The organism is Neiella marina, assembly GCF_002165625.1.
Lineage (GTDB): Bacteria > Pseudomonadota > Gammaproteobacteria > Enterobacterales > Neiellaceae > Neiella > Neiella marina.
This window is the reverse complement of sequence record NZ_NGNS01000002.1, coordinates 45,904-69,464: the sequence shown is the minus strand read 5'-3', so window position 1 is coordinate 69,464 and position 23,561 is coordinate 45,904. Positions and strand designations below refer to the sequence as shown.

At 48.3% G+C, this 23,561-nt stretch carries 17 protein-coding genes and 1 pseudogene; 8 read left to right on the top strand and 10 right to left on the bottom strand.

The window, feature by feature from the left end; all coding sequences use genetic code 11:
* Positions 1-15: 15 nt before the first annotated feature.
* The 4 genes and pseudogenes from CBE68_RS19055 to CBE68_RS02140 all read left to right on the top strand — a co-directional run.
* Positions 16-579: pseudogene (locus CBE68_RS19055) on the top strand (calcium:proton antiporter); the annotation flags it as partial.
* Between the two features lie 3 nt (positions 580-582).
* Positions 583-1,131, top strand: coding sequence for a hypothetical protein (locus CBE68_RS19050; RefSeq protein ID WP_408633811.1), 549 nt, complete (start codon positions 583-585; stop codon positions 1,129-1,131).
* A gap of 222 nt (positions 1,132-1,353) precedes the next feature.
* Positions 1,354-3,144, top strand: a complete 1,791-nt coding sequence (locus tag CBE68_RS02145; protein WP_087504434.1) for a mechanosensitive ion channel family protein — start codon at positions 1,354-1,356, stop codon at positions 3,142-3,144.
* A 9-nt stretch (positions 3,145-3,153) separates the two neighbouring features.
* The gene (locus CBE68_RS02140) at positions 3,154-4,374 is read left to right on the top strand and encodes a potassium/proton antiporter (RefSeq protein ID WP_087504433.1); all 1,221 of its coding nucleotides are present in this window, start codon (positions 3,154-3,156) and stop codon (positions 4,372-4,374) included.
* A gap of 18 nt (positions 4,375-4,392) precedes the next feature.
* Here the strand turns inward: CBE68_RS02140 and CBE68_RS18985 are convergent, their stop codons facing one another.
* Complete coding sequence (locus CBE68_RS18985) at positions 4,393-4,908, bottom strand: type II secretion system protein (protein ID WP_087504432.1); 516 nt, start codon at positions 4,906-4,908, stop codon at positions 4,393-4,395.
* Positions 4,909-5,076: 168 nt separating this feature from the next.
* On the opposite strand from CBE68_RS18985, the gene CBE68_RS02130 reads away from it, so the two are divergent.
* On the top strand, positions 5,077-6,765 hold the full coding sequence (locus CBE68_RS02130) for a mechanosensitive ion channel domain-containing protein (protein ID WP_087504431.1): 1,689 nt from the start codon (positions 5,077-5,079) through the stop codon (positions 6,763-6,765).
* 15 nt (positions 6,766-6,780) lie between these two features.
* Here CBE68_RS02130 and CBE68_RS02125 read toward each other — a convergent pair whose 3' ends face one another.
* Complete coding sequence (locus CBE68_RS02125) at positions 6,781-7,659, bottom strand: helix-turn-helix transcriptional regulator (RefSeq protein ID WP_087504430.1); 879 nt, start codon at positions 7,657-7,659, stop codon at positions 6,781-6,783.
* Between the two features lie 106 nt (positions 7,660-7,765).
* On the opposite strand from CBE68_RS02125, the gene CBE68_RS02120 reads away from it, so the two are divergent.
* Positions 7,766-9,391, top strand: coding sequence for a glycoside hydrolase family 43 protein (locus tag CBE68_RS02120; RefSeq protein WP_087504429.1), 1,626 nt, complete (start codon positions 7,766-7,768; stop codon positions 9,389-9,391).
* Positions 9,392-9,465: 74 nt separating this feature from the next.
* Here the strand turns inward: CBE68_RS02120 and CBE68_RS02115 are convergent, their stop codons facing one another.
* Together CBE68_RS02115 and CBE68_RS02110 are read right to left on the bottom strand one after the other, a co-directional pair.
* Positions 9,466-9,738 (bottom strand): hypothetical protein, encoded by a 273-nt coding sequence (locus CBE68_RS02115; RefSeq protein WP_087504428.1) that lies wholly within the window; start codon positions 9,736-9,738, stop codon positions 9,466-9,468.
* 65 nt (positions 9,739-9,803) lie between these two features.
* Positions 9,804-10,952: an AGE family epimerase/isomerase gene (locus CBE68_RS02110; protein ID WP_087504427.1), complete on the bottom strand. Its 1,149-nt coding sequence runs from the start codon at positions 10,950-10,952 to the stop codon at positions 9,804-9,806.
* A 247-nt stretch (positions 10,953-11,199) separates the two neighbouring features.
* Here CBE68_RS02110 and CBE68_RS02105 point away from each other — a divergent pair, with 247 nt between their 5' ends.
* Positions 11,200-13,746, top strand: a complete 2,547-nt coding sequence (locus CBE68_RS02105; protein WP_087504426.1) for a bifunctional diguanylate cyclase/phosphodiesterase — start codon at positions 11,200-11,202, stop codon at positions 13,744-13,746.
* Between the two features lie 10 nt (positions 13,747-13,756).
* Here CBE68_RS02105 and CBE68_RS02100 read toward each other — a convergent pair whose 3' ends face one another.
* From CBE68_RS02100 to xylF, 3 genes are read right to left on the bottom strand one after another with little or no spacing between them, the layout of a single operon-like run.
* On the bottom strand, positions 13,757-14,905 hold the full coding sequence (locus tag CBE68_RS02100; protein WP_143824459.1) for a sugar ABC transporter permease: 1,149 nt from the start codon (positions 14,903-14,905) through the stop codon (positions 13,757-13,759).
* Positions 14,906-14,916: 11 nt separating this feature from the next.
* Positions 14,917-16,434 carry a xylose ABC transporter ATP-binding protein gene (locus CBE68_RS02095; protein ID WP_087504644.1) on the bottom strand — a complete coding sequence of 506 codons (1,518 nt, stop codon included), beginning with the start codon at positions 16,432-16,434 and terminating at the stop codon, positions 14,917-14,919.
* A gap of 52 nt (positions 16,435-16,486) precedes the next feature.
* Positions 16,487-17,479, bottom strand: coding sequence for a D-xylose ABC transporter substrate-binding protein (gene xylF / locus CBE68_RS02090; RefSeq protein ID WP_087504425.1), 993 nt, complete (start codon positions 17,477-17,479; stop codon positions 16,487-16,489).
* A gap of 395 nt (positions 17,480-17,874) precedes the next feature.
* Here xylF and CBE68_RS02085 point away from each other — a divergent pair, with 395 nt between their 5' ends.
* Positions 17,875-19,605: a glycosyl hydrolase family 8 gene (locus CBE68_RS02085; RefSeq protein WP_087504424.1), complete on the top strand. Its 1,731-nt coding sequence runs from the start codon at positions 17,875-17,877 to the stop codon at positions 19,603-19,605.
* Between the two features lie 64 nt (positions 19,606-19,669).
* Here CBE68_RS02085 and CBE68_RS02080 read toward each other — a convergent pair whose 3' ends face one another.
* The 3 genes from CBE68_RS02080 to CBE68_RS02070 all read right to left on the bottom strand — a co-directional run bounded on the left by CBE68_RS02080 (position 19,670) and on the right by CBE68_RS02070 (position 23,377).
* Positions 19,670-20,839, bottom strand: a complete 1,170-nt coding sequence (locus CBE68_RS02080; protein ID WP_087504423.1) for a 3-phosphoglycerate dehydrogenase family protein — start codon at positions 20,837-20,839, stop codon at positions 19,670-19,672.
* A gap of 21 nt (positions 20,840-20,860) precedes the next feature.
* Positions 20,861-21,979, bottom strand: a complete 1,119-nt coding sequence (locus tag CBE68_RS02075; protein ID WP_087504422.1) for a phosphoserine transaminase — start codon at positions 21,977-21,979, stop codon at positions 20,861-20,863.
* A 141-nt stretch (positions 21,980-22,120) separates the two neighbouring features.
* A complete protein-coding gene (locus CBE68_RS02070) occupies positions 22,121-23,377 on the bottom strand; it encodes a valine--pyruvate transaminase (protein WP_087504421.1) in 1,257 nt (418 codons plus the stop codon).
* Positions 23,378-23,561: the final 184 nt, after the last annotated feature.

The window sequence follows — 23,561 nt, the reverse complement described above, 5'->3', positions numbered from 1 at the left end:
ACTCGAGAAATCAGTATGATAAAGCAGTTCAAACAAGACGCAGCACTGGTATTTGGCTTGTTGACCATGGTGATTTTCTTCACCATTGGCGACAACTGGCTGGCCGATCTGTCGGATCATTCGGTCGCTATCGGACTTTTTATTTGGTTACTGATCACCATGCTTTGGTGCGCATTTAAGGTCGTGCGTCACGCTGATGCTTTGGCGGTAAAGCTGGGAGAGCCATACGGCACCTTGGTTTTAACCCTGACGGTCACCGTCATTGAGGTATCGCTAATCGCAGCGGTGATGCTGACCGGCAATGCCAATCCTCTGCTCGCCAGAGATACCATGATGGCTGTGGTGATGATTGTGATGAATGGTTTGGTCGGTGCTTCCCTACTGCTGGGCGGGCTTAAGCACTCTGAACAGGAGTACCAATTGGAGGGAACTCGAGCATTTCTGACGGTGATCACGCCACTGGTTGTGATTGCGCTGGTACTGCCCTCTTTTACCACTTCGACCACAGAAGCGACTTATACCACAGGCCAGCAAATGCTCTTTGGCTTGATGACCATTGTTTTGTTTGGTGTCTTTCTGGCAATGCAAACGATCCAACAAAAACACTATTTTGTTCAACCTATAGCTGCACAGTTGCATCACCAAGCCGGAGAAAGTTCGCGCCGCCACCTCGATAATCACGGAGTGGTCTATCACACGCTAATGTTACTGGTCACCATCACCCCCATCGTCTTGTTGTCAAAGAAACTCGGGGTCATCATGGATTTTGGCACCGTTGAGTTGCAATTACCGGTGGCGCTTGGCGGCATCATAATCGCCGCAATCGTGTTAACTCCTGAAGGATTAGCAGCCCTGAAAGCGGCCCGCAACAATAAATTGCAGCGCAGCATTAATATATGCTTAGGCTCAGTATTGGCGACTATCGGTTTAACCGTGCCAGCTGTACTCACTATTTCACTATTTGCAGGCCAACCGGTCACGTTGGGACTAGGACCAACCGGCATTGTATTAATCATATTGACGCTGTTTTCAGCCGCACTTACTTTTGGCGGTACCAAAACTAGTGTGCTGCAAGGCGCTGTTCACTTGGCGCTTTTCTTTATGTATTTGATTCTGATCTTTGCTCCATAACTATCAAACTCGCCGGGCTTGCCTTCAGCAACACTGGCGACCACCTTGCGAATAGCCAAAATACCGTTACGCTTTCGTAAGATACGTCACGCTCAAGTCAACGCATTAAGACCCATATACAACCAGTTATGTTGATGAAGTAGTGGCATAAGCAATTTATCGAGGGCATGTCAGTTGTTCACTCATCTGGCAAAGCTTGGACACAAGGCGTTACTAACAATCATGTTAGCGGTGGCTTGCTCAAATCCGCTAATGGCATCGGATCAGCAAGATCTTCCACCTCACTATTATTTTGCCAGTGCCGACACTTCCAGTCCTCGCGATACCCTGCGCAATTTCCTAGACAACACACGTCGAGGACTTGATTACGACCTCGCCAACGATATGCGCAAAGAAGCGGCATTTTTGCTTGCGGCTCAAGCGCTTGATTACGGCAAGTTGCCCAAACGCACTCAATCCGTGGTTACCATGGAAAGAATCATGCTGTTGAAGGCCATCTTAAACCGCATTGAATTACCGCCGTGGGAGCAAATACCCGGCGATAAACAAGTTCAAGAGCAAGGCATAGAGCGTTGGGTGGTGCCCAATGGCCAACTCGTGATTGCCAGAGTCGAAGAGGGTGATCGCAAGGGCCAATACCTGTTTACCGAAAAAACAGTCAATGAGCTCGAAAATATATGGCTAGCGATGCGCCACCTGCCCTATATCAAAGGAGCAGAAGAAGATTTGATTTATCGATTCAGGGTGCAGCCGGGGCCTTGGATCGACGACCAACTGATTTGGGGCGCCCCCGAATGGACTCGAATCATTCTGTTGACTCTGCCGCTATGGCAGTGGCTGAGCCTGACAGTATTGATCATTACAACTTACTTGGCAGCGAAACTATTGCTGTCGGTCGGCAAATATTGGGACAAACATGTCGATGCCAGCAGGCCTTGGCGGCAATTCGGTAAACCCTTGGCGATTCTATCGGTCATTGGCTTACTCGTTCTGGCACTAAATTTCATGATCAAAGGGTTGTGGCTATATGGCATGGCTTATCAAATTGCCTCCGCCATTAGCTGGTGTCTGATCTTTATTTGTGCTGCTTGGTTTACCTTGGTTTGTTTCGACCGAGCAGCCCTTGCCCTGTCCTATCACGAAGACAATGCTAAAGCCCGAAATGCGCCGCTTATCAGAGTGTTATCTCGAATTTTCGGCGTCATCACCGTCGCTCTTATTGTCATCTACGCCACCGAATTTATGGGCTTCTCTATCTCACCACTAGTCGCAGGTCTAAGTATCAGTGGCTTGGCTGTTGCTCTGGCCATTCGGCCATTACTGGAAAACGTCATCAGCGGCCTTACTCTTTACGCCGATGGCGGCGTTAAGGTCGGAGACTTCACAAAGTTTGGCGAACAAATGGGGTTTATTGAGCAAATAGGTTTGCGCTCAACCCGGGTACGAACCCTCGAACGCTCGGTGATCACCATTCCCAATTCGGAGTTTGCCCAGCAGCAACTCGACAATTTAGAGAAGCGCGACAAGCGCCGCATGCGCCATATACTTCGGTTACGTCATAACACGACGATGGAGCAGCTAAGAGTGATCTTGGCAGACTTGCGGAAGATGGCGCTGCGCCATCCAAAAGTTGAAGAAGAGCCTTTTCGGATCCGCTTTGCTGGCTACGGGCCATACTCACTGGATATCGAGTTCATGATTTATCTGACGTGTCGCGATACAGATACCTTTATGGCGATCCAAGAAGATATTTTATTTTTAGTTGCAGAGTTGGTTGAAAAATCAGGCTCGCAAATCGCCTTTTCATCGCAAAAGGAATATCTCGGCCGGACCCCTGAATTGGCAGCAGACAAGCAAGAGCGGGCCAGCAAACGAGTCGAAACCTGGCGCAACGAAAAGCGTTTCCCGTTCCCTGATTTTGACAGTGAATCAAAAGCAGACATGAAAGGGACACTCAAATATCCGCCGGAAGGCTCGTCGGTTGCCGACACTACCAATGATCTGAAGAAATAAGGACGTCTCATGAGTTTTGAATTGGCCCTTCTTGGCTTTGCGCTACTTATCGCTATCGGCATCCTACTGCATCACCCTTCTCGCAATTTGGGATTGCCCTCTCTATTGATTTTCATGGCCGTCGGATTGGTCATTGGCAATGGCGAGTTCGGTTTTGTTTACGATAACCTCCAGCTGACGTCCACCGTTGGCGCCATCGCGCTCAATATCATTGTGTTTGTCGGCGGGCTCAACACCTCAACCGACAACATTAAGGTGGCCTACCGAGAGGGAGGTGTGCTGTCGTCGTTTGGAGTGGTGATATCTACCATAGCTTTTGCCGTCATCATTTATCTACTTTTGGGGCTGCCGCCAATTCATTGCTTATTATTCGGCGCAGTGGTTTCTTCTACCGATGCCGCGGCAGTGTTCTCGATTTTGGAATCGAAAAAGCTCAAGCTAAAAGAAAAAACCGATACCATTCTTGAGTTTGAATCTGCAACCAATGACCCTGTCGCATTGATTCTGGTGGTGCTGTTGACCGAATTGGCCCTTGCCCCGGGCACCATGCCATCACTAGCTAGCATCGGCATCGATCTAGTGTTGCAAATAACTGTGGCATTAGTTTTCGCGTTATTGATTGGTAAGTTGTGCTGTTGGCTGTTAAACCGCATCAAGCTCGGTGAGTATGGGTTAATACCGGTGTTTATCTTAGCCTGCGCTATTTTAGCGACCTACGGTAGCGAACAACTTGGCGGCAATATTTTGCTCGCTTCTTACGTCGTAGGGGTTGTTATTGGCAATGGCGTTGAGCGTGGTATGGAAGTAAGTCGTCACTTTCTCAACAGCCTTTCATGGGTGGCGCAAGCGCTGTTGTTCATTGTTCTGGGCCTACAGATATTTCCTCAAGAACTATTGCAAGTGTTGGTGCAATCACTACTACCAGCATTGCTATTAATCGTTGTCGCTAGGCCGCTGGCAGTGCAGCTATGTTACTTGCCATTTCGTCAGGCTAGTTGGCGCAAGCGACTTTTCATTTCATCAATCGGACTCAAAGGTGCCACGCCAATCGTATTTGCTTTAATTCCTGCTGCAGCGGGCTTGGAAGAGGCGGATATCATGATTCATATGGTGTTCTTTATCGTCATCATCTCAATCTTTGTCCAAGGCGGCGCGATAGAGCCGTTGGCTAAAAAGCTCAACCTTAAGCTGGAAGAGCAGCAGGAGAGCAACGAAAAACAGCCGCAGTAGGCGACTCATTGGCAATGGTTAGCATTCAGAAGTAGAAATACCGATGATAGGTGCGGTGCCGTCTTCATTGTTGACATAATGGACACCGCACAAATCGCCCCACTCATAACCACCAAGCCAAATCTTAGCGGCGCGGCCGCTAACAGCGATTGGATCATCACTTGGAACATTACGCTGATTGCCTCGACCACACCACTCGTCGGGACACGCGGTATTCGCCGGCGTCCATGTCGTTGCATCGAGGTTGATCAAATACTTGACCGCATTGTTCCAATGCCCAGTGGCATAGCCAGAATGAATGCTGATAACAACGCCATTGCCAATATCAAGCGTATCGGCCCCTTCAGTCTTGCCCGCGATTTGTGCTTTCATGTGAACGAGTTCACTGCCCGCTTGGACAGCAGCTTTCATGCCCTGCAAATCAGCTTCGATGGCATCGGATTTGAGGTCGACAAAACGAGGCGCCGCCACAACGGCGAGAATGCCCAAAATGACAATCACGACGACTAATTCAATCAGAGTAAATCCGCGCATATAGCTCTACCACCAACTACTGAGTTCGCTTGCCTATTCGACAATTATTAAAGCAAGTGGCCGAAGTTAACAAATACGCTACATAAAATGGAGAGTTTGGTGTCGTTTTTTGGCCATTTTTCTTCGATACTGGATTAAGACAAAAACGACTTGCCACAAGGATGCCCAATGCTTCGTTATTGCTACCAACGGCTTTGCCTCATTATTATCGCACTGTGTTTAATACCAACTGCCGTCGCATCAAGCGACCTGGCGCCACAAATTAGTCAACTTGAAGCGAATCATGAACGCTTAACTCGCTACATTCTTCACCCAGTGAAAGCTTCTGGTGAACAGCGCTTGCTGATTCGCCTACGCGTCAAGCAAATTGTTGATGAGCAAGAGTTACAAATGAATGAATTGCTCAATGATGAGGATTCACTTGCCGCACTGTCAGCACAGCAACTCGAAACCATCAAAGACATTTTAGAAGAACAAGCGACAGCATCTGCTGATGCATTGATTGAGCTTGACCGCCACATCAATGAAGAGCGTAGCAATCGGACGACCGAAGACAGCAACAAGCTATTGGAATGGGAAACCCAAATGGCTCAGTTGCAGCAACGGCTTGATGCCATGCTCAGCTTCACCATGAAAAACATTCTTTGGCAGGATAAAGTGGGTTTAACCACCAGCAGTGATCGAGTCACCTTTTCCAAAGCTTTGGTCGAACGGGCCGACGATATTAGCTTGCTATTGGTCTATTCAGAACAACAGATTGCCGAACTAGACAGCGAGAAATCTGAAGCGCTGGCATCGGAACAAGAACACCTCGATACCGCGATTCGTGCTTACCAACAAAAAATCGACAGTAACAACAGTTCACTGGAATTGACGGTAAATTTGCTCGATCAGCTTGGAACCAATACCAGTAAATACAAAGAGGTGCTTATTGCTAGCACCGGTTCGGTTACCGAAGACATTTTCAATGTCAACGTGATATCCCGTTTGATATCTCGCTGGTCATCCAAGCTTTGGTCGGCAGCACTGGAATATGGCCCAGACTTACTATTCAAGCTGTTGCTTATAATTGCTATTTTGGCGGTGTTTTCATTTGCAGCCAAAACCGCACGCAAGTTGGTGCTCAAAGCAACCAACAATTCAAAGCTCAATTTATCGGCCTTGCTGAAAGACTTTTTTGCCTCCATCGTCCATAAAATTATCATGCTGTTCGGTATTCTAGTGGCACTTGGTCAAGCGGGAATCGAAGTGGGGCCACTACTGGCAGGCTTTGGTATGGCCGGTATTGTTATCGGTTTTGCCTTGCAAGGAACACTGTCAAATTTTGCATCTGGTTTGATGATCCTGATTTATCGCCCATTCGACGTCAATGACATGGTTAAAGCAGGCGGCGTCTCTGGCACGGTAGAAAAGCTTAGTTTGGTCAATGCAACCATTAAAACCATTGATAACCAGCGTATCATCGTCCCCAACAACAAGATCTGGGAAGACGTCATCACCAATGTCACCGCTGAGCGAGTGCGGCGTGTCGATTTGGTGTTTGGTATCGGCTATAAAGATGATATCGCCAAAGCTGAAGCGGTGATCACTAGCGTCGTTAAAGCTCACGAGCATGTGCTAAAGCATCCTGAACCGGTGATCAAAGTGGCCAATTTAGGGGAGTCTTCGGTGGATTTTTGGGTGCGGCCTTGGGTCAGAACAGAAAACTATTGGGATGTGTATTGGGACCTGACACGGCAAATCAAATTGAAGTTTGATGAGGAGGGAATCAATATTCCATTCCCTCAACGAGATGTGCACATTTATCACACTCATACCGCTGCCGAGGAACCGCAACAGTTGCCAGAAACTAAGTAACAGGGGCTAGCAACATCACTCAGAGGTAGCGAACTCATTCGCTTGCAGCACGCCATTGCGAAATTGCCGTGGCGTCTGCCCCATTTGCTGTTTGAATTTGGCGCAGAAATAAGCGCTATCAGTAAACTCACACTGATAAGCGATCTCGGCAATCGTAAGCTCTGTATTAATCAGCAGGCCAACGGCGGCACTGATCTTCCGTTTGAGTAAGTAGTCTTTAAAATTCTGACCGAGCAGCGTCTTGAATGTTCGTGAAAAATGATAGCGCGACATACCGCAATATGAAGCCGCATCATCCAAGCTTATTTGCAATTTCGGATCCGACTCCAACCGTTGCAATAAAGGGAATACTTTGTTCATTCCCGATTGAGCGCGGTGGCCACTAAACTCACTCGATTGCAAATGGCGTTGTTGGTGTTGCAATTGCGCCACAAACAACAATAAGGTCCGCATCAAGCTTTGTTTGAGCAACAACTGCTGTGGGCCCTCTTCAACTTGCTCCAACCAACCAGTTAGATGATTCATTCGCTCTGCATCACGCTCCTCAAGCTCGGTGATCAGAGGCAACAACATGGGTTGTTGCTGAGGCAGGAGATCGAGGTCGGCATACAATCCTGCTTCATATTGCAGCAAAAAAAAGTCCTGACGCTTGGCTTCAGTCTTCATTCGATGCACCATCAAAGACGGCACAAAAAGCAAACTGTTTGCTCGCAAAGAATAACTGCGTTCTTGAATGGTGACCGAGGCTGAAATATCTCGGAACCACATCAGCTCATACATTAAATGAAAATGATCATCGATGCTGAAACACTGATCAGGCCGTAACTGGTAATGACGCAACCCATAATGAGTCGCGGCTGGTAAATGAATGTTCTCAAAGCTGACATTCGTCACATCCAGGGCACCTTAACAACAATTTATTTATATAAACATACCACTTTGATACATATATCGCCAAGATAAAGCAATAGCCTTATAATCATAAAAATAAGGAGTTCTTATGACGCTGATCAAAAACCCTGTCATTCGTGGCTTTAACCCCGACCCATCCATTTGCCGCGTTGGCGATGACTATTACATTGCCACTTCTACCTTCGAATGGTTTCCTGGTATTCAAATCCACCATTCCAAAGATCTGGTCAACTGGCGCTTACTCACCCACCCGCTGAGTACTTTGACGCATTTGAACATGATTGGCATGGACAACTCGGAGGGCGTCTATGCGCCGACTTTGTCTTATGCCGATGGCAAGTTTTGGCTCTGTTTCAGCAATACCCACAGTTGCCGGGGCGGCAGCTGGATGGCGACTCCTTGCTATGTGGTGACCGCAGAAAATATCGAAGGCCCATGGAGCGAGCCGGTGTCGATCGGAAACTATGGTTTTGACCCATCAATGTTTCATGACGACGACGGCAAAAAGTATATGGTCAATATGGTGTGGGATGGCCGCAAAGGCACCAACTATTTTGGCGGTATCATCATGCAGCAATTTGATCCAGCAGAGGGCCAGTTAATTGGCCCCGTTGAGACTATTTTTAAAGGCACCGAATTAGGTTGCACAGAAGGACCTCAGATCCTCAAAAAAGACGGTTATTACTACCTAATTACCGCCGAGGGTGGCACCGAAAACTACCACGCAGTCACCGTTTGTCGCTCGAGAAACATCTGGGGCCCATACGAACTCCACCCGCACAATCCAATGCTGACTTCTCGTTTTAAAGAGGAAGCGCGATTACAACGAGCAGGCCATGGTTTCTTTTTTGCGACTCAAAATGACGAGTGGTACATGACCCACCTTGCTGGTCGACAAATCAAAAATCCTGAGGGCTATCAGTTCATCCCGAAATGGGGCAACGGTCGCAGTATTCTTGGTCGCGAATCATGCATACAAAAAGTACGCTGGCATGAGGGTTGGCCATACTTGGAAGATGGCGGAAATACCCCATTCGTTGAAGTTGTCGCACCCGATTTACCACCTTGCCCTTGGCCAAAGGCTCCACAACGAGATGACTTTGATAGTGCCGAGTTATCCATCAACCTACAGACTCTGCGCGAGCCAGTGGACCCGAGTTGGGCGAGCTTAACTGAACGGCCGGGCTTTTTGCGACTACGTGGGCGCCACTACCTATACTCTCGTTATCAACAAAGCTTAGTGGCGCGTCGTTGGCAAAGCTTTTACGCTAGTGCTGAAACAGCAATGGAGTTTGCCCCTCAAAGCTATATGCAAATGGCAGGATTAGTGGTTTATTACTCACGAACAGGCCACTACTTTTTAAAGCAAACTGTTAATGACGATGGCAACACCATCCTCCAAATTGTCCAATATCAGGACGATGCTTATGATGAATTACCTGCGGTAGAAATTGAATCCAATGGCCGAGTTTACTTGAAGGTCAATCTCGACAAACAGTGGTATCAATTCAGTTACTCATTAGATGGCGAGCAATGGTATTTGATCGGACCGAAACTCAATAGCACACCAATGTCCGATGAAGGTGGCCCGGATGTGTTTCGCTTTACTGGTACCTTTGTCGGTTTATTTGCCTGCGATATTACGGGTCAAAACTTACACGCTGACTTCGACTACCTCGATTACCAAGAAGCTTCCGATCCAGATTGGGATTAACAGCTTCCCAGAAGCTCGAAAGTAGAATCAAAAAAGCACCTACAATCAGGTGCTTTTTTATTTGATGACAACCATCAACGCGCAGTCACACCGGAGAACTGGTATCGTTGTTTTTGCTGCTGCGACGTCGAATTAGTGACCGCCTCACTCGTCACCTGAGCCGCTTTGAAGTAGTAGGGATTAACGTCCGCTGGACTATTTTGAGGTAAAGCAAAATACAAGATGATCGGCTGACCTCTGAGTTGCTGTAAGCCGATGTAACTAATCAGCGCGTGCTCTAATGAATGGAATCCATTCTTCCAATGATGCTGCTTGCCGAACCGATCTTCGCCATAGCGCGGATCCATCCTGAATTGAACAAAGTTATTAACCGTGTGGTTGAGATATTTCAGCAACGACCGATCGGCCAAAGCTAGAGCATGGCCGCTTGATCGAGCTCTGCCCACTGCCACCATGCAGCGTACATCGAATTCTCATCACCACGCCAAAAGTAAGTATCGCCATCTGCGCCAAAGTGGCTGATCAATTGTTGTCTGGCTTCAGTATCGGCAAGAGCCCGAATCGGAGTAAAGTTTAGAGCTCGCTCTAAGGTCAACTCGATACCATCAGTCGCCAGTGCAATCCAATCCTCTCGACCGAGGTAATCGGCCGCCAAATAGAGCATCCAATAGGCTTTGACCGTGTGGCCGTAATCATTATGGCGACCAAAACTAGCTTTCGCCGCAGCATGATGGATACCGCCATAGAAGCGCATTTGTTCGGTACTGTGGTAATTGTTGACAAGTACCTCGGTCAACCAAGCCAGATCCGTTTTCCATTTCAACTCATGCTGTTTCGGCAACAACGGCCCAGCCATCAACATATAGGCATTTATTTGGTCAAGCTGTGCCACTAACTCTTGCTGCTTGGCTTTGTTATCATCACTGTCCTCAAGCACCCAATAGAGCTCATTGTTGGTCTCATTGCGATACTTATCGAAGATGAAATTTTGAGTGTCGATCAACACTTTTTCAACTTCGGAATCACGAGTCAGATAATAATAAAAAGCAAGCCCAACCAGGGCGTACGATTGATCTTGAGAAGGTCTTTGGCGCCAATTCAATCCCGGCTTACCGTGTTCCAAATAACTGACAAAGCCGCCATTGGTCCTGTCGTAGTGATACGCCAACAAATAATCAATTCCTGATTTGGCTAAAGCCAACGCGCGCTCATTGCCTGTGAGGTGATAAATCACGCCATAGGTGTAGACCTGCCTAGAGATCATCCGCGTGTACTGGCGTCCGAGCAAAGGTTTGATCCAAGGCTGGTCAAGCGCTTCACACAAGGCTTTGGGATCTGGCAAAGAGCCATCAAAACAGCGATAAGTTGGAAAATTGCCTTCTGGTTCACCGAAAGCGGTAGGCTGCATCCAATAACGAACTAAATTGTGTTCGATATGTTGATGCCACTGTTTTGCCGTCGGCATTAACATCGGTGGTTCTTTGGCCCAAGCTGAGCCAATCGACAAATTGACGACAAACAAACTACAAAGAGCAAACAACAGCCGACTATGGCGCCACATCGGCCTATTCCTTAATAATTGCAACAGCATACTGAGAAGCTAGAGGCTCCATCCGGTCAAAACGTTGATCCATAGCAATTCAGACCGAAAACGATATCAAAACCACAAGAGTGTGATGGCGATATTGATTAGCGCGTTTTCCTGATAACAATCGGGCAAAAGAGTGATCACACAACTGCACAATTTTTTATCCTCGGCTTATGATCCGCAACTGAGAATCTGTTGATGTGTTAGGGATCGAGCAATCGTGTATACCCAATCGAGTCATATAGAATCCATTGAGCACCTCAAGCAATGGTTACAAGTCGCCTCTGCGCAAGCGCCGGCAGATCCTTCTGCGGTCTTGGTGCAGCTATATGCCTATGAATACACCAGTAATGTTGAGCAGTATGCGAAACAAATCCAGCAGCAACTTCCTACTGCTCTAATCACCGGGGCTAGTAGTCAGCAAGGCGTCGTCAATGCCGATGCAGAGATCCACAGTATCACGGTGATCATCAGTTGGTTTGAAAACACTCGCCTTGCTGCGAGTTGGCAACCGATGACCGATGACCTGTATGAGGCCGGCCAACAAATCGCTGCTGATATCGTGAATGACGACACCCAAGTGTTGTTGATTCTGGTTGATAATTTCTCGTTTAATAGCGAACTATTCTGGCAAGGGATGCAGACCCTCGAGCATGAAATAGTGATCGCTGGCGGCCAAGCTGTGCCAATACCTTCAGGATCATGGTTATTGCTGAATGACGAGATCCACCACCGAGCAGCAATTGCTATCAGTTTGAGCTCTCTGAGCTTAAGTGCTGTCAACTGCGGCTTGTCTGACTGGTTCCCAATTGGTCGAGCTCATCAAGTCGGGTTTTCGGCAGGTAATCGGGTTTATAAAATAGGTGGCAGAACCGCCTACGACCAATACTGCCGATACTTGAACAACGGCCAAAAAGTGTCGCTGGAGGCGATTGCTGACTTCCCATTGATGACCGGCGATCAGCGAGAGTACACGGTACTGACACCAACGCGCATCCACCAAGATGGCAGCATTGAGTTCGATCACGGCCTCACCGAAGGCGAGGAAGTCTGGTTTGTCTATAGTCATCCATCTCTAACCGCACAGCACAAACAAGATAGCCTGGCCCAGCTTGAAGAATTTCAGCCCGAATCGATCTTCATCTACAACTGTTGCTCACGTGCCAATCTTGTTCATCAACCCGGCGCCAACGAACTGGAACCTTTTGCTGAACTTGCGCAAACAGCTGGTTTTTACTGTTACGGCGAGTTCTCGGGGGTAAAACAGCCACAGTCGTTACACCACACGCTGACTTATCTGGCGCTATCAGAGAGCCCGACATCACAGCCCCCGGGGGTAATGCCTCATGATGCTCATAATTCACTATCTCACTTGTTTCATGTTATTCGGCGCTCGCTAGCTGATTTGGAAGTGATGACGGAAGACTTAGAAACAGAGGTGGCCCACAAAAACCAGCAATTGGTTCAATCCTTAAAAACAGATTCGTTAACGGGCTTGCCAAACTACATGGCACTGCAGGAGGCGTGCAGTAATAGCGTCCACATTACCCATGCGGTGGCCGTTCGACTTAACAATCTGGCGGCAATTAATGAATTCTATGGTCATCATATTGGTGACGTTGCGCTTCGTTATGTCGCTAAAAAAATTCAGCTGTGGGCTTGTGAACTGGAAGCCAACTGCCATGTGTATTACACCGGCCCGAGTGAGTGGGTATTGACGCTACAGCGCGTTAGTGGCGATATGACACCGATTCTGGGTCACACCATTGAGCAGTTCATTGAAGAACTAGAAGCTCAACCCATTGACTTAACAGGCCACCTCAACGGCGCTTATCTCAATGTGGTATTGACGGCCGGGATCGCCGACTATTCTGACTTAGCAAACGATAACTGCAAAACCAATGAGCTAGTCCTAAAAGCTCATGAAGCTCGACGTCGAGCTCGACAGAAAAATAGTTTGGTCTGTTCTGCCAATGAATTATCAGGCTCAACCAGCCAAGTTCAGCATCATATTAATGCCCTGTATCAGGTCAACACGGCACTGGCGGAACAGCGAGTATTCTTGTTTGGTCATCCGATATTTTCAGCCGGCGATCGTCAGCAAGTATCAACCGAGTGCTTAGTGCGCATTCACCAGCATGACCAATTCATATTGCCCAGCGAATTTTTGGTGCCGATTCAAGACACTCACGTATACAGTCGCTTAAGTCGGCATATTATCGAGCAAGCACTGACCTTGATGGACGGAGGTGACAAACGTTATTCGATTAACTTAGCGCCACAAGACTTGCAAAATGACCATACCATGCAGTTGTTGTTGAACCGCATTTCGCGACTAAAAACGCCACACTTGCTCGGCATTGAAATCGTTGAAACTGAGGAAATTGAAGACTACCTGCATCTGAAAAATATATGTTCGGCGATACGTCGCCACGGCGCCCGGCTAATCATTGATGACTTTGGCTCGGGCTATTCAAATATTGATGAAATTCTGGCGCTCTCACCGGATGTGATTAAATTTGATGGCAGCCTTATTCGCCATATTGATCGCAATGAGCGGCAACGTCTCATTGTTTCCAATATGGTGAAATTATTTACCGATATGAAAATTGAAACAGTTGCCGAATTTGTTCACAACGAAACGGTTTGCGAAATGGTCGAAGATCTCGGGGTCGACTACCTACAAGGCTTCTACCTGGCTGAACCGGGCTTGCTGTCCGCGTCACCTGAGCCAGTTCGGTTAAAACGAGCAAGCCCGATAGGATAGCCGCCAAGCGCTAACGCTTGGCTTTACTGGCGACATCCATCCACACTGCCAACAACAAAATTGATCCCTTAACGATGTATTGCCAATAGGTCGGTACATCCATCATGCTCATGCCATTATCAAGGCTGGTCATAATCAAAGCCCCTAATACGGCGCCAAAGACAGTGCCTACACCACCGGCTAAGCTAGTGCCACCGATCACACAAGCGGCGATGGCATCGAGCTCAGCAATGGTACCTGCCGATGGCGACCCTGCGCTTAAGCGAGAGCTCAGAATCAATGCCGCTACAGCGACCATCAAACCATTCAAAGCAAATACCGATAGCTTGATGCGCTCAACATTTAGCCCTGACAAACGGCTGGCTTCAAGGTTGCCACCTACAGCGTAAACGCGGCGACCAAACGAGGTCTTCTTGGCAATAAAGCCCAGCACCACCATCAGTGATGCCAGAATCAAAACAGGAGTCGGTACGCCTCGGTAATCATTCAAAACATACAGCAAAATGAGTAAACCAAGCGCTGCGACAACAAGCGCCCCTAGGGTATGTGACATCGGCTTGACATCGAGCTCGTGAGCTTGACGCTGCTTTCTGCCCCGAATCGACCAACCAACAAACAACGCCATGCAACCTGCGCCAATGAGCCAACTCAAGCTATTTGGCAAATAGCTTTGGCCGATAATGCCCATTTCTTCCGAGGTAGGCGCAACTGTGGTACCGCCCGTCATACCGATCAAGATGCCGCGAAACGCCAACATACCAGCGAGTGTCACGATGAACGATGGCACCTTACGGTAAGCCACCCACCAGCCGTTCCAAGCGCCCAGTAATAAACCAGCAATTAAGGTCACGATGATTGTCAGTGGCAATGGCCAGCCGTACCAAACATCGAGAATGGCAGCAACGCCACCGAGCAAGCCCATCATCGAGCCGACCGACAGATCAATTTCCGCCGAGACAATCACGAACACCATACCAATAGCCAAAATGCCGGTGATAGCGGTCTGGCGAAGTAAGTTCGATACGTTACGGGTAGTTAGGTAATCCCCTTCGGTAGCAATACTAAAGAAGATAGCAATGACGATAATAGCGCCAACCATCACCAGCGTTTGTAAATTGATGGACTTGACGCGCGCCATCAGCGATTGATTGTTTTCCATTTATTACACCTTTATTCGGAAAGCGCGCAGTCCATGACTTGCTCTTGAGTAAGGCCATCATTCGCTAAATTGCCTTTGAGCTTGCCTTCATGCATCACTAAGACTCGGTCACTGATCCCTAAGACTTCAGGTAGCTCGGAGGACACCATAATGATGGCAACGCCTTGTTTTACTAGCTCAAACATGAGCTTGTAGATCTCATATTTGGCGCCGACATCAATGCCGCGAGTCGGTTCATCCAAAATCAGCACTTTCGGATTCAGCAGCAGGCATTTGGCCAAAATTGCTTTTTGCTGATTACCACCACTGAGTGATTTAATCGGAAGGTCGGGCGATGCAGTTTTCACTGTCAGCTTGGCAATGGCTTTATCGATTTCAGCGTGCTCTTTGGCTTCATTGAGATGACCAAACCAATTGCCAAATTCAGAGAGTCCCGCCAAGGTAATATTTGAGCCAACAGACATGATCGGCACTATGCCGTGACGTTTACGGTCTTCTGGCACCATGGCTATGCCGTGTGCCAACGCATCGGCAGGCGAGCTCGCTTGAAAGTGCTCGCCGTTAAGCGCTACATCGACTTGGTGCTTGGCTGGATAACTGCCATAGATACACTGCATTAGCTCCGTTCGGCCTGCTCCCACCAAGCCTGAAATCCCTAAGATCTCACCTGCTCGAATATTGAATGAGACATCATTCACTAACTTGATATGACGATTACTGGCATGCCATGCATTTGCATTGCTAACCGACAGCACTACTTCGCCAATGTCGTGGTCTTCTCGCGGAAACAGTTCGGTGAGTTCACGACCGACCATCATGGTAATGATGTCGTCCTGAGTCATATCTTTAGCTGGGCGCGTGCCGATATGATCACCGTCGCGAATGACACAGACTGAATCTGATATTTCTAATACTTCGTTGAGCTTGTGCGAGATATAAACGCAGGCAACTTTCTCCTCACGCAGTTGCTTAACGATATTCAGTAGGACTTCGGTTTCACGCTCTGTCAAAGACGAGGTCGGTTCATCGAGAATCAAAATACGGGCGTTCTTGCCAAGTGCTTTGGCGATCTCCACCAACTGCTGCTGGCCAACTCCCAGTTCAATAATGGGCGTATCGGGAGACATGGTCAGGCCGACCCGAGCCAGCATTTCTTTAGCCTGCTTATACATAGCGGCGTGATTGAGCACGCCAAACTGACTAATCTCGTCGCCTAAGAACAGATTTTCAAGAATGGTGAGTTCTTTCACCAGAGCTAGCTCTTGGTGAATAATAGCGATGCCGAGATGCTCAGCTTGCTTGATGTTCTTGACTTGGTAAGGCTGCCCATCAAGGCGGATTTCGCCCTGATATTCGCCTGTGGGATAAATCCCTGATAACACCTTCATTAAGGTCGATTTACCGGAGCCGTTTTCGCCACAAAGGGACATCACTTCGCCTTCGCGCAAGCAAAGGTCGACTCCGTTCAAAGCGCGGACACCACTAAACTCTTTAATGATGTCACGCATTTCGAGAATGGCACTCGCCATAGTGGACTCCAAAACAGCGGTGATGATCACCGCTGGACATCAGGATTAGATATTACTTCTGATAAACCGCTTCTTTACTGTGGTAACCATCAGCAATCACAGTGGCATCGAGGTTACTTTTATCGACAGCAATAGGCTCAAGCAAAAACGAAGGCACCTGTTTCACGCCATTGTCTAGTTCAGCGTTGGTACTAACGCTGTCTCCTTTGGCGAGCGCCACCGCCAGCTCTGCAGAAGTCTCTGCTAACTTGCTGATCGGCTTGTATACCGTCATCGTTTGGGTACCCGCTACCACTCTGCGAACTGCAGCTAAGTCTGCATCTTGTCCGGAAATCAGTACCTTGCCTGCCAAACCTTGGGCTTGTAGCGCTTGGATTGCGCCACCAGCAGTGGAGTCATTTGAGGCGACAACCACGTCAATTTGATTGTCATTAGCAGTGAGCGCATTTTCCATGATTTTCAGCGCGTTTTCTGCCAGCCAGGAATCGACCCACTGATCACCGACAATCTTCACTTTACCGGCATCAACCAAAGGCTGAATGACATTCATCTGGCCTTTGCGAAATAAGTGGGCGTTATTGTCGACAGGCGAGCCGCCCATCATGAAGAAGTTGCCGTTATCGCGCAGCTGAGTTAGGGCTGTTGCTTGGATTTCACCCACTTTTTCATTATCGAAAGAAACGTATAAATCGATGTCTGCGTTCTTAATCAGGCGATCGTAGGAAAGTACCTTAATGCCATCGCGCTTTGCTTCACGTACAACATTACCAAGCACTTCGCCGTTGTAAGGGATGATAACGAGCACATCGACTCCCCGAGCAATCATGTTTTCAATTTGCGCGATTTGGGTCGTCTCATTGCCATTGGCCGACTGAACATAAACTTTGGCGCCCAGAGATTCAGCTTTGGCAACAAAGTAGTCGCGGTCTTTTTGCCATCGCTCCAATCTTAAATCGTCAATCGCCATGCCAATTTTTACTTTAGCCAGCACAGGGTTTGCTACCAGCGCCAAACAAGTTACTGCTATTGAAAGAAGAAATTTCATGTCCTAGTTCCCTTTGTTACAGCAAGCATTACTGATTAATAAGCCATCAACACGCCCATCGAGACTAGGGGTACCACCTAAGCTCAGATATAACGAATTTTCATTTTTCTATTATCAAAACTGGTCAACTCATGGACTCTGTGAACCGCATCAAAATCACTGCACCGACGAGCAAACGATCACGCATATTTCAATAGTCATTCAGATAAAAAATGAAAGCGCTATCAATCTCAAAAGACACAAAAATTTAACAACTGAGATCCAGCCACTTTGACATAAAGTCATTTTGACCATAATAAAAAGCGTCTCGAGCGTTATGAAGAAGTCGGGCGGTATAACGCCGCTCAGGGGGGAACGTGTAGAGGCGTAATCAAATCCATAAAGAGATAAACAAAATGATAAAAATCAGAAACAAGCAGTCTTTAGCAAAAGCGCTAACTGTTGGCTTAGTGGCCGCAGCGTGCAGTGCTCAAGCCGCATTCAACGCCACCCCGCCCACACAGGGTGCCTATGAAACAGGCCAATATCGAGATCTCGCTGCCGAGATGGGTAAAACCAATGGAGGCTCAAAGCTGACCAACGGCTACAACAAAATGTTTGGCACCAATGGTCAACAGCAGCTCTACTACGCCTATTCAGAGAACGGTAGTTACAAGGCCCATTACATCCGCGCAATTAACCCAATCATCGGCGATGATATCCGCTCAGAAGGCCAATCTTGGGGCATGACCATTGCTGTAATGATGGATGATCAACAAGCCTTTGATAACCTCTGGCGATTTGCCAAAAACTACATGAAAAACCCTGATGATCATTCAGATCCAGCTAAGCAAGGAGTTTACGCTTGGCAGTTAAAATTTGATGCTAGCGGTAAGGTTTATAAGTTTGATGAGGGCTCAGCGCCAGATGGCGAGGAATACTTTGCCTTTGCACTACTTAATGCAGATGCCAGATGGGGTAGCAATGGCGAGTTTAACTACTATCAAGATGCTCAGGAGATGCTCCAAACCATCAAAAACAAACTGATGGAAAACAGCATTATCCGCTTCACACCGTACATCGATAACCTCACCGATCCGTCCTACCACATTCCGGCCTTTTATGATTATTTTGCTGACCGCCTGACCAGTCCAAGCGAGAAAAGCTATTGGAGTAATGTGGCGAGCACTAGCCGTACTTTCTTGCAAAATCACTTTGACAAAGTTTCTGGCAGTCCTCATTGGGATTTACCAACCTACCTGGCACGCCTTGATGGCAGTCCGGTGATCGGCAATATTTTTTCCGGACAACCAACGCCGGGCGATTGGTACGAGCGAGATGCCTGGCGGGTCGTGATGAACGTAGCCATGGATGCTCACTTGATGGGAGCAGAAAGCTGGCATAGTAATGCAATAAATAGCGCGCTAGGTTTTTTCAGTTGGGACAAGGCAAACAACGGCGATGGTTGCTACAAACAGGTTTATGCCTATGGTGCCGACCAAAATGAGGGTTGCGCTGGTGAAGGCCAACGCGCGGCTAACGCAGTTGCGTTGCTAGCCTCGACCGTACCAAGTATGGCAGATGAGTTTTTCAATGACTTCTGGACGATGCCACAACCAACCGGCGACTGGCGCTACTACAATGGCTCGCTCTATATGCTAGCCATGCTGCAAGTGACAGGTAATTTTAAGTTCTACACCAGCTCCGATAACGGCGGTGGCACACCATCAACACCACCAGCGTCAACCCGGCTGCGCAACAGCTACTCCAATAAATGTCTCGATGCTGCCGGCACCAGCAATGGCGCCAATGTCCAGCAGTGGAGTTGCTGGAGTGGTCAACAGCAACAATGGACATTGCTTAGCCAACCAGATGGCAGTCATGCACTGAAGTCGAACCATAGCAATCGTTGTATGACCGTAAGCGGCGGTTCAACCAGCAATGGTGCCAACATCAATCAAGCGACCTGTGATTACTCAGCCAAGCAGAAGTTCTGGCTGCAAGATCAGGGCAATGGTTTTTTTAGTCTAAAAGCCAGTCATAGCAACAAATGCGTCGATGTGGCCGGCCCTTCAGCCGAGAACGGCGCCAACATTCAGCAATACGCTTGCCATGGCGGCGGCGGTCAGCAGTTTAAATTTGATTAACTCGTTTCTGCTAATCATAAAAAAGAGGAGCCAAGGCTCCTCTTTTTCACTCGTTCAATACAACCTAGAAGGTATTAACGTGAGAAACGTGTTCGAACGCTTCAATCGCTGCTAGCAGCTCGTCGGTAGGCTGATCGGCGACGTCCAAAATGGTGTAGGCCACTTCACCTCGACTCTTGTTCAGCATATCAATGACGTTGATGTTCATCTCTGATAACAATGCCAATACGCCACTCAATACGGCAGGGACATTGTCGTTGGCGAAGGTGATGCGATAGCCTTCACTGCGCTCTAAACGCAAATTCGGGAAATTGACCGAATTTTGAATATTGCCGTTTTCAAGGAAATCCATCAGCTGACGGGCAGCCATTTCGGCACAGTTATCTTCCGCTTCGCCGGTGCTAGCCCCTAAGTGCGGCAGCAAAATCACATCATCACGGTCCATCAGCGCTGGCGATGGGAAGTCACAGACATACTTGGCGATCCGATCGCTTTCCAATTCAGCCAGTACTGCAGCTTCTTCTACCACTGAACCACGAGCAAAGTTGAGCAGTACCAAGCCGCGTTTTGCTTGCTCTAAATTCTCGGCATTCAACATGTTCTTGGTATGTTCATTGGCAGGCACGTGCAAAGTCACGTAGTCACAACGCGCCAACAAAGACGGCAGGTTATCCGCTCGCTCAACATCAGATGACAAGCGCCATGCAGCTTCCACCGACAGCACAGGATCATAACCAACCACTTTCATCCCCAACGCAAGCGCAGCGTGAGCGATGTTGGCACCGATGGCACCAAGACCAATAACTCCGAGGGTTTTGCCAGCTAATTCGGAACCAACAAATTTCTTTTTACCGCCCTCAACTTTCTTGTTGAATTCGCCGGATTCCAAGTTGGTGTCTAATAGTTGCGAAAAGCTTGCCGCATCAAGCAGGTTACGCGACGCCAACAACATACCACCCAACACCAGTTCTTTTACCGCATTGGCGTTTGCACCTGGCGTGTTAAACACCACTATGCCTTGCTTGGTGCATTCCTCAACCGGAATGTTATTGACGCCAGCGCCACAACGGGCAATGGCTTTGACACTATCAGTAAAGGTTTCTTGATGAAGGTTGTGCGAGCGCAACATAATGGCATCGGGCTCACCAACCACACTATCTACTTTGTACTGTGCTTCAGGAAACAGCACTAAACCTTTCTGGCTAATCGCGTTATAGGTTCGAATCGAACGCATGATTTGATTCCTTTCAGTTAATTAAGCAGCAGTCACTTGCTGATAGCCCCAAGCCAACCATGGCAGCATGGCTTCCAGATCCGATGCTTCCACAGTGGCACCACACCAAATTCGCAGACCTGCCGGTGCATCACGATATGCGCCAATGTCAAAGGCAACGCCTTCATCAGCCAACAATTTGATCAGAGCTTTCACTTGCTCAGCGGTAGCATCAAGCTTCAAACAAACCGAAGTGTTTGAGCGGGTTTCTTTACTTTCGGCAAGAAAATCAATCCAAGCATTATCAGCAACGAATTGTTCAATGACTGCCAAATTCTGCTGCGATTTAGCGATCGAGCCTGCGGCACCACCAATTGACTCAACCCAAGTCATGGCGTCAATGGCGTCAGCCACGCATAGCATCGACGGAGTGTTAATAGTGGCGCCTTGGAAGATTCCTTCGATCAGTTTGCCACCTTTGGCCAAACGGAAAATCTTCGGCAATGGCCATGATGGCGTGTAGCTCTCCAAGCGAGCCACGGCTTTCGGGCTCAGAATCAACACACCGTGGGCGCCTTCACCGCCCAGGACTTTCTGCCAGCTAAAGGTAATTACATCGAGTTTTTCCCATGGCATTTCCATGGCGAACACTGCAGATGTAGCATCGCAAATAGTCAAACCTTCGCGCTCATCGCTAATGAAGTCGGCATTCGGCACACAAACACCCGAAGTGGTGCCGTTCCAAGTAAAGATGACATCGTTCGCAGGGTTGGCTTGCGACATGTCCGGCAGTTGGCCATAATCAGCGGTGTAGGTATTGGATTCGATTTTTAGCTGCTTAGTAACATCTGTTAGCCATTCTTTACCAAAAGACTCCCATGCAAATACGTCAACTGGACGTTCACCCAGCATCGACCACATCACCATTTCCATTGCTCCAGTGTCCGAAGCAGGAACAATACCAACGCGGTAATCGTCTGGTAACTGCAATACTTTCTTGGTTTGCTCAATCGCTTGCTGCAAGGCTGCTTTGCCTACAGCCGAGCGATGCGAACGCCCCAGAGTGCTCAAGTCCAACTGACCGGCATCATAGCCTGGTCGTTTGGCACAGGGACCTGAGGAAAAATTAGGGTTAGCGGGTTTCACTTCTGGTTTAGTCATAATGGCTTAGCTCCGCGACTCATGGTCGCCCGGAATGACAGTTAATCGACGAAAAAGAAGGCGATTATAAAGAGGTTGGCGCCGCAAAAATACTGATTCAGCGCATCTTTCTGCAAAAAAATCGCATAATTATGCAGTCACTTATGACTCATCCGCTTGCTGATAGAGCTTACTCACCGTGCTAGCGAGAATGGTGATCCCCTGTTTTACATCAACTTCAGGCCCTGCATATGACAATCGAATACATTGATAACGATGGGGCCATGGTTCATCCAAGCCAGGGAAGAAATGCTCTCCGGCAACGAGTATGAGGCCTTGCTCTTTGAGCAACTGGTAGAGTTCACGACTGGTCACCGGCAATTCATCAAACCACAACCACAAGAAAATAGCGCCTTCAGGTTTGTGAACCCGAAATCTCGAATCGGGAATCGCTTCTTTGAGCCAATTGGCGACGCGTTGCGCCCGCTGTTGATAATACGGCTTCACCACCTCCTCACTCAGCGCTAGCAAGTGACCAGATTGGGCCCAGTGTTGGGCCACAATCGGGCCCACACTACCTGGCGCTAACCCCATGATACCGTTGAGATTACTAATGGCTCGAATAATTTCAGGCCGAGCAACCACAATGCCACAGCGAGCTCCTGGTAAACCAAGCTTGGACAAGCTCAGGCACAATACAATGTTGTCATTCCAGATGGGGGTGACATCTTCAAATAGGATGTTTGGAAATGGTGCGCCGTATGCGTTATCGAGTAATAGCGGCACGTCAGCTTGACAACACATTTGATCGAGTTTTTGCAGCTCTGCATCGGTAATGACATTACCCGATGGGTTAGTTGGCCGTGACAAGCAAACCACGCCGATGGAGTCATCCAGCAGCAAACTGTCAAAATCAGGGTGATATTTAAACTCACGCTCAGGCAGCAGTTCGATAGTCGGCTTAACCGTCACAAACAGCTCATCTTCCAACCCTAAGTCGCTGTAGCCTATGTATTCGGGGCAAACGGGCAACAGAACCTTTTTCTTCTCACCGGTCTCACTGGTACCAGCGAACAAGTTCATCAAATAGAAGAAGGCACTCTGCGAGCCATTGGTCAGTGCAATATGCTCTGCCCCAATGGCCCAACCAAATTCAGAACTGAGCAACTCCGCCAGCGCGATTCTGAAACTGTCTTTGCCCTGCGGGCCATCATAGTTCATCAACGACTGTACCAGCGAGCCATCGCTTAAGGTTTGCTGCAGATGCTGTTCAAGTTCTTCGGCCACCTGCGGGATTTGCGCTGGATTGCCACCACCAAGCATCAACATCGCTTCACCTTGGACGCCCGCATTAAGATCATCCATTAGTTCAGTAATGGCGGAGTGTTGCAGGAACTTGCTGGCGAAATTGGATTTCATGTTTGGCTCTGGATTGCTCGAAAAGGAGCAATAGCATACATGCCCTTATCAAACATCGGCAAACCCCGGTTACATGCTGTTTTCATCTATTTTCCGCAATGTTCCTGATCTGCTCTAGTATTTGTTGACACAAGCTCAGGCATACTATGGTTTCTAAACTCAACGCTCACACTGCAAAACTATT

Excerpts from the sequence above, each read along its gene's own strand:
- CBE68_RS19050 (WP_408633811.1), top strand. The coding sequence starts at position 583 with ATGCAAACGATCCAACAAAAACACTATTTTGTTCAACCTATAGCTGCA.
- CBE68_RS02145 (WP_087504434.1), top strand. The coding sequence starts at position 1,354 with ATGTTAGCGGTGGCTTGCTCAAATCCGCTAATGGCATCGGATCAGCAA.
- CBE68_RS02140 (WP_087504433.1), top strand. The coding sequence starts at position 3,154 with ATGAGTTTTGAATTGGCCCTTCTTGGCTTTGCGCTACTTATCGCTATC.
- CBE68_RS18985 (WP_087504432.1), bottom strand. The coding sequence starts at position 4,908 with ATGCGCGGATTTACTCTGATTGAATTAGTCGTCGTGATTGTCATTTTG.
- CBE68_RS02130 (WP_087504431.1), top strand. The coding sequence starts at position 5,077 with ATGCTTCGTTATTGCTACCAACGGCTTTGCCTCATTATTATCGCACTG.
- CBE68_RS02120 (WP_087504429.1), top strand. The coding sequence starts at position 7,766 with ATGACGCTGATCAAAAACCCTGTCATTCGTGGCTTTAACCCCGACCCA.
- CBE68_RS02115 (WP_087504428.1), bottom strand. The coding sequence starts at position 9,738 with ATGGATCCGCGCTATGGCGAAGATCGGTTCGGCAAGCAGCATCATTGG.
- CBE68_RS02110 (WP_087504427.1), bottom strand. The coding sequence starts at position 10,952 with ATGTGGCGCCATAGTCGGCTGTTGTTTGCTCTTTGTAGTTTGTTTGTC.
- CBE68_RS02100 (WP_143824459.1), bottom strand. The coding sequence starts at position 14,905 with ATGGAAAACAATCAATCGCTGATGGCGCGCGTCAAGTCCATCAATTTA.
- CBE68_RS02095 (WP_087504644.1), bottom strand. The coding sequence starts at position 16,434 with ATGGCGAGTGCCATTCTCGAAATGCGTGACATCATTAAAGAGTTTAGT.
- xylF (WP_087504425.1), bottom strand. The coding sequence starts at position 17,479 with ATGAAATTTCTTCTTTCAATAGCAGTAACTTGTTTGGCGCTGGTAGCA.
- CBE68_RS02085 (WP_087504424.1), top strand. The coding sequence starts at position 17,875 with ATGATAAAAATCAGAAACAAGCAGTCTTTAGCAAAAGCGCTAACTGTT.
- CBE68_RS02080 (WP_087504423.1), bottom strand. The coding sequence starts at position 20,839 with ATGCGTTCGATTCGAACCTATAACGCGATTAGCCAGAAAGGTTTAGTG.
- CBE68_RS02075 (WP_087504422.1), bottom strand. The coding sequence starts at position 21,979 with ATGACTAAACCAGAAGTGAAACCCGCTAACCCTAATTTTTCCTCAGGT.
- CBE68_RS02070 (WP_087504421.1), bottom strand. The coding sequence starts at position 23,377 with ATGAAATCCAATTTCGCCAGCAAGTTCCTGCAACACTCCGCCATTACT.